Annotated in this window: 5 protein-coding genes and 1 pseudogene; all 6 read right to left on the bottom strand. The window is 63.8% G+C overall.

The features are described 5' to 3' along the window. Nucleotides 1–93: 93 nt before the first annotated feature. On the bottom strand, nt 94–642 hold the full coding sequence (locus BZ163_RS00620) for an adenine phosphoribosyltransferase (RefSeq protein WP_128869389.1): 549 nt from the start codon (nt 640–642) through the stop codon (nt 94–96). 79 nt (nt 643–721) lie between these two features. After that, a complete protein-coding gene (gene fnr, locus BZ163_RS00625; protein WP_128869390.1) occupies nt 722–1,456 on the bottom strand; it encodes a fumarate/nitrate reduction transcriptional regulator Fnr in 735 nt (244 codons plus the stop codon). Between the two features lie 117 nt (nt 1,457–1,573). Then, nucleotides 1,574–2,956 (bottom strand): oxygen-independent coproporphyrinogen III oxidase, encoded by a 1,383-nt coding sequence (gene hemN, locus BZ163_RS00630; RefSeq protein WP_128869393.1) that lies wholly within the window; start codon nt 2,954–2,956, stop codon nt 1,574–1,576. Nucleotides 2,957–3,173: 217 nt separating this feature from the next. Then, nucleotides 3,174–3,856, bottom strand: a pseudogene (locus BZ163_RS00635) (sulfite exporter TauE/SafE family protein). After that, nucleotides 3,849–4,067 carry a cbb3-type cytochrome oxidase assembly protein CcoS gene (ccoS, locus tag BZ163_RS00640; RefSeq protein WP_128869391.1) on the bottom strand — a complete coding sequence of 73 codons (219 nt, stop codon included), beginning with the start codon at nt 4,065–4,067 and terminating at the stop codon, nt 3,849–3,851. The pseudogene BZ163_RS00635 and the gene ccoS overlap by 8 nt, the downstream one beginning before the upstream one ends. A gap of 23 nt (nt 4,068–4,090) precedes the next feature. Next, nucleotides 4,091–6,544 (bottom strand): heavy metal translocating P-type ATPase, encoded by a 2,454-nt coding sequence (locus tag BZ163_RS00645; protein WP_128869392.1) that lies wholly within the window; start codon nt 6,542–6,544, stop codon nt 4,091–4,093. Nucleotides 6,545–6,637: the final 93 nt, after the last annotated feature.

Raw genomic sequence — 6,637 nt, forward strand, 5'->3', positions numbered from 1 at the left:
CTACAGGGGCCATTGGTGTACGCAAAATCTGTGAACACCTTTGATCCCTGTAGGAGCTGGCTTGCCAGCGAAGGCGTCCACGAAGGCAACGCGTTACTTATCGCTCAACGCAAACTGCGTCAGGCAAAACGTCGGAATCCCCATATCTTCCAACCGCTGCGCCCCACCCAGCTCCGGCAAATCAATAATCGCCGCCGCCTCATGCACCCGCGCACCCATGCGCCGAATCAGGTTCGCCGCCGCAATCAGCGTGCCGCCGGTGGCTATCAAGTCATCGAACATCACCACCGAATCGCCTTCACACAGGCTGTCGGCGTGGACTTCGAGGAAGGCTTCGCCGTACTCGGTCGCATACCCCTCGGCCAGCACGTCGGCCGGCAGCTTGCCTTGCTTGCGGAACAACACCAGCGGCTTGTTCAACTGATAGGCCAGTACCGAACCGATCAGAAAACCCCGGGCGTCCATCGCCCCGATATGGGTGAAGTCGGCTTCTACATAACGGTGAGCGAAGCTGTCCATCACCAGGCGCAGGGCCTTGGGCGACTGGAACAACGGGGTGATGTCGCGAAAGATCACGCCCGGCTTGGGGAAGTCGATCACGGGGCGGATCAGGGATTTGATGTCGAAGGCGTCGAAGGCCATGGTCGAAGAATCCTGGCAGGCTGCAAACGGTGCAGTATAACGGCGGCTGAGCCCTTTCGCTCAGCCGCAAGGGTTGCCGTCAGCCTTCGAGCGAGCCGCCGGCCAGGGCGCACAGCTGGATCGGGTCGAGGATATGAATTTCCTTGCCTTCGGCGGCGATCAGTTCGTTTTGCTGGAAGCGCGTGAACACCCGGGACACGGTTTCCACCGCCAGCCCCAGATAATTGCCGATCTCGTTGCGCGACATGCTCAGGCGGAACTGGTTGGCCGAGAAACCCCGGGCGCGAAAGCGGGCCGAGAGGTTGACCAGGAACGTCGCAATACGCTCATCGGCGGTTTTCTTCGACAACAGCAACATCATTTGCTGATCGTCGCGAATCTCGCGGCTCATGACGCGCATCAACTGGCGGCGCAGTTGGGGCAGTTGCAGCGCCAGCTCGTCGAGGCGCTCGAAAGGAATTTCACAGACCGAGGTGGTTTCCAGGGCTTGCGCCGAGACCGGGTGTTTTTCGGTGTCCATGCCCGACAAGCCGACCAGCTCACTCGGCAAATGGAAACCGGTGAGCTGCTCTTCACCGCCATCGCTCAGGCTGAAGGTCTTCAACGCGCCAGCGCGAACTGCATAAACGGAATCGAACGTGTCGCCCTGACGGAACAGGAACTCGCCTTTTTTCAGCGGGCGGCCACGTTTGACGATTTCGTCCAGCGCATCCATGTCTTCCAGATTCAGAGAAAGTGGCAGGCAGAGGGGGGCCAGGCTGCAATCCTTGCAATGGGCCTGGCTATGAGCGCGCAGTTTTACTGGCTCGGACATTTCTTCAATCCTTGTGGGAAAAAACACACATAAGCCGTAAGGGTAACTCACGGGAGGACATTCAGGCCAGCGCCTGGCGATTTTGACGCAGGGTCTCGGGGGCGTTCTCAATGCCCCCTAGATCACTCGTGAAAAACGCTGGCGATTTTGCTCGCCCAAGTAGGCGTCGAACACCATGCACACAGAACGCACCAGCAACCGTCCTGCGGGCAGTACGCTGATTTTTTCATTATCGAGTTCGATCAGGCCGTCGGCGGCCATGCTCTGCAGTTGCGGCCAAAGTTCGGCGAAATAGCCGCGAAAATCGATGTTGAAGGCGTGTTCGATCTGGGCAAACTCCAGGTTGAAGTGGCAAATCAATTGTTGGATGACGGCGCGACGCAGGCGGTCGTCGGCGTTGCACAGCAAGCCCCGACTGGTCGCCGGTTGCAAGGAGGCCAGCGCGTTCTGATACTGAGTCAGGTCGCTGCTGTTCTGGCAGTACAGGTCGCCGATCTGGCTGATGGCCGAAACGCCCAGGCCGATCAGGTCGCAGTGACCGTGGGTGGTGTAGCCCTGGAAGTTGCGTTGCAGGGTCGATTCTTCCTGGGCTATCGCCAGTTCGTCGTCGGGCAGCGCGAAGTGATCCATGCCGATGTAGCGGTAACCGGCCGCGGTCAGTTGTTGGATGGTGCCCTGGAGCATCTCCAGTTTCTGCGCCGGCGTCGGCAGTTCGTCGCTGTTGATGCGCCGCTGGGGCATGAAGCGTTCCGGCAGGTGCGCATAGTTGAACACCGACAGCCGGTCGGGTTGCAGCGCGATGACTTCGTCGACCGTGTGCGCGAATCTGTCGGGCGTCTGTTTCGGCAAGCCGTAGATCAGGTCAATGTTGATCGAGCGAAATTGCAGGGTGCGGGCGGCGTCGATCACCGCGCGGGTCTCTTCCAGGCTTTGCAGGCGATTCACCGCCCGTTGCACCGCCGGATCGAGGTCTTGCAAGCCGATGCTGACCCGATTGAAGCCCAGTTCACGGAGCAGGCCCATGGTCGACCAATCGGCTTCGCGAGGGTCGATCTCGATGCCATAGTCGCCGGAATCATCGTCCAGCAGGTTGAAGCTTTTGCGTAAGCGGGCCATCAACTGGCGCAGTTCGTCGTGGCTGAGGAACGTCGGTGTGCCGCCACCGAAATGCAACTGCTCGACTGTCTGTGCCGGGTCGAGGTGGCAGCCGATCAGCTGGATTTCCTGTTCCAGACGCTGCAAGTAGGGCAAGGCCCGTCCGCGGTCCTTGGTGATGACTTTGTTGCAGGCGCAGTAGTAGCAAACGTTCGCGCAGAAGGGCACATGCACGTAAAGCGACAACGGTCGCTGGGCCTTGCGGCTGTCACGCAGGGCATGGAACAGGTCGAAGCTGCCGACATGCCCGTCGAACTGCAGGGCGGTCGGATACGAGGTGTAGCGCGGTCCCGCCAGGTCATAACGGCGGATCAGATCGGTGTCCCAACGAATGGCGTCGAGCATCATGCGGGCATTCCCCCGGATAGGCTGGCTGTGTTGGCGAGTCTAGGGGGCGGGGCGCAGGGGCATCTTGATTTGCATCAAAGGTCGTCGGTGTGTTCGCAGTGAGGGCCCCATCGCGGGCAAGCCCGCTCCCACAGGACCTTGGTTTGGAACACAGAATTGAGGCAATGCAAAATCCTGTGGGAGCGAGCTTGCTCGCGATGGGCGTGCCGCCGATCTAATGCCCCATCAGCCAATGCTGATGCGGCCCCGGCAAGGTCCAGATGCCAAACAGCATCACCAGCAACCCCCCCGTCATGCGCACGCTGCGCTTGCGCAGCAGCGCCGTAACCCGCTCGGCCGCCAGCCCCGTGGCCAGCAGCACCGGCCAGGTGCCCAGGCCGAACGCGAGCATCAGCAATGCACTGTCCAGCGCATTGCCCTGGCTCGCGACCACAGCAGCGTGCTGTAGACCAGACCGCACGGCAGCCAGCCCCAGAGCGCCCCCAGCAGCAACGCGCGGGGCAGGCTCGACACTGGCAGCAGTTTGGTGGCAACCGGCTGGATGTGCCGCCAGAGGCCGCGACCGAGGCTTTCGATGCGGGTCAGGCCGCTCCACCAACCGGCCAGGTACAGGCCCATGGCGATCAGCAATAACCCGGCGATGATGCGCATGAACATCGCGGCCGGGCTGTTGGCCACCGCCCACCCGGCCAGTCCGATCAGCAGGCCGGCCGCGGCATAGCTGAGAATTCGTCCCAGGTTATAGGCCAGCAGCAACCGAAAGCGCCGGCTGCGCTGCTCCTGGGGAATCGCCAGGGTCAGCGCGCCCATCAAGCCGCCGCACATCCCCAGGCAATGACCGCCACCGAGCAGGCCGAGAATGACGGCAGACACCAGCAGGGGCGCCAACTCAAGCATGCGGAGGCGCCTGGTCGTCCGGTTTGGCCGGATGGCCGCTGGCCTCGTCGACCGCCGCCTGGTGATTCGGGTCCTGATCGTCGAACAGGATGCTGTGGGCCGGGCCGTCCAGGTCGTCGTACTGACCGCTGTCGACTGCCCAGAAGAAAATGTAGATTGCGATGGCCACAATCAGCAGCGCGGCCGGGATCATCACGTAGAGAGCTGGCATGGGTCACTCCATGCCCGCGCGGCTCAGGCCGGCAGCGGGCGGGTTTGTGGCGTGGCGCCGGCGGCAGGCGCGCTCGGCAGGCGAGTCAGGCGCAGGGCGTTCATCACCACGGTCAACGAACTGATGGACATGCCCACCGCGGCCCATACCGGGGTGATCCAGCCGAGGGCGGCGAAGGGTAACATGAGGCCATTGTACAGCCCCGCCCACAGCAGGTTCTCGATGATGACCCGGCGGGTGCGCCGGGCCAGGCTGAAGGCTTGCACCAGTGCGTCGAGCCGGTTGGACAGCAACACCGCATCGGCACTGGTCTTGGCCAGGTCCGTCGCCGAACCCATCGCCTCGCTGATGTCGGCGGCGGCCAGCACCGGCACGTCGTTGACCCCGTCACCGAGCATCAACACCTTGCGACCTTCCTTGTGCAATTGTTGCAAGACCTGCAATTTATCGTCCGGACGCATGCCGCCCCGGGCTTCGTCGATGCCCAGTTCAGCGGCCACGCTGGCCACCATCGGCGAGCTGTCGCCGGACAACAGCAGCGTGCGCCAGCCGCGGGCCTTGCACGCGGCGAGCAGGGCGGGGGCGTCGCTGCGCAGACGATCGTCGAGGACGAACCACGCCAGGGGCCCCAGGCTGTCGCCGAGCAGCAGCCATTGACCGGGTTCATCGGGCATCGATGGCGCGCCGGCACCACTGAGTTCGCAGACAAACCCCGGCTGGCCGATGCGCAGGCGTTGCTCGCCGACCAATCCTTCGAGGCCCAGGCCTGGCGTGCTGTGGACCTCTTCAGCGGCCAGCGGCGCCCGGCCGAATGCCCGGGCGATCGGGTGTTCGGAGCGGTTTTCCAGGGCGGCGGCGAGACTCAGGCATTGATCGCTGTCGAGCGCGCCGAGCGGGCGGATCGAGCGCAGCGCCAGGCGGCCTTCGGTGAGGGTGCCGGTCTTGTCGAAAATCACCGTGTCGATCTGGTTCAGGCCCTCCAGCACATGACCGCGAGTCAACAACAACCCCAGTTTGTGCAGGGTTCCGGTGGCGGCGGTGAGGGCGGTCGGCGTAGCCAGGGACAAGGCGCACGGGCAGGTCGCGACCAGCATCGCCAGCACGATCCAGAACGCCCGTGACGCATCCAGTTGCCACCAGACCAGGCCGATGACGGCGGCGGCAATCAGCGACAGCAGCAGGAACCACTGCGCGGCGCGGTCGGCAATTTCCGCCAGTCGCGGCTTTTCGGCCTGGGCACGCTCCAGCAGGCGGACGATGGCGGACAATCGGGTGTCCTGGCCGAGCGCCAGCACTTGCACGGTCAACGCGCCCTCGACGTTCAAGGTGCCAGCGGTGACTGCATCGCCCGGCAGGCGAGACTGCGGCAGGTATTCGCCGGTGAGCAGGGATTCGTCGATGCTCGACTGGCCGTCGAGGATCTTGCCATCGGCCGGGAGGATCGCACCGGGATGCACCAGCACATGATCGCCCACGCGCAGTTCGCTGAGCAGGATCCGTTCGCTCTGGCCGTCGGCACTCAGGCGCAGGCAAGAGGCGGGCAATAGATTGACCAGCTGCGCGGTGGCGGCGGCGGTTCGCTCCCGGGCGCGACGTTCCAGGTAGCGCCCGGCCAGCAGGAACAGCGCAAACATGCCGACGGCATCGAAATACAGTTCGCCGACCCCGGTGATCGAGGTCCAGATCCCGGCGATGTAGGCGCTGCCGATCGCCAGCGACACCGAAACGTCCATGGTCAGGTGCCGGGTGCGCAGGTCGCGCATGGCGCCCTTGAAGAAGGGCGCACAGCTGTAGAACACGATCGGCGTGGTGAGGAACAGCGCGACCCAGCGCAGGATGGTGTGCAGCTCGGGGCTGAGGTCGATATTGAATTCCGGCCAGGTGGCCATGGTCGCCATCATCGCCTGGAACCACAGCAGTCCGGCGACCCCGAGCTGGCGCAGGGCCAGGCGGTTTTCACTGGCCAGTTGTTCGCTGGCGCGGTCGGCTTGATAGGGGTGTGCGACGTAACCGATGTGGCGCAATTCGTGCAGCACCCGGCTCAGGGGCAATTGCGCGTCGGCCCAGCGCACGTGCAGGCGATGGTTGGACAGGTTGAGGCGCGCTTCGGCCACCGCCGGCAAGCCACGCAGGTGTTTCTCGATCAGCCAGCCGCAGGCGGCGCAGCTGATGCCTTCCATCAACAACGTGGTTTCGGCGAGGTCGCCTTCGTGGCGAACGAAGGGTTGTTGCACGTCGGCACGGTCGTACAACGCCAGCTCGTCCACCAGTTGTACGGGCAAGGCTTCGGGGTTGGCCGAGGCTTCGCTGCGATGCTGGTAATAGCTTTCAAGGCCCCCGGCGACAATCGCCTCGGCCACGGCCTGGCAGCCCGGGCAGCAGAACTCGCGGGTTTCACCGAGGACGGCAGCGGTGAAGCGGCTGCCGGCCGGGACGGGCAGGGCGCAGTGGTAGCAGGGGAGTGGCGTGGTGGTCATGGAATTATCACTAGTACCGCAGATCTCTATCGTCGGATAGGGCCTCTTCGCTGGCAAGCCAGCTCCTACAAAGGTTCGCGTGATCCTGTAGGA

The organism is Pseudomonas sp. VI4.1, assembly GCF_002029345.1.
Taxonomy (GTDB): domain Bacteria; phylum Pseudomonadota; class Gammaproteobacteria; order Pseudomonadales; family Pseudomonadaceae; genus Aquipseudomonas.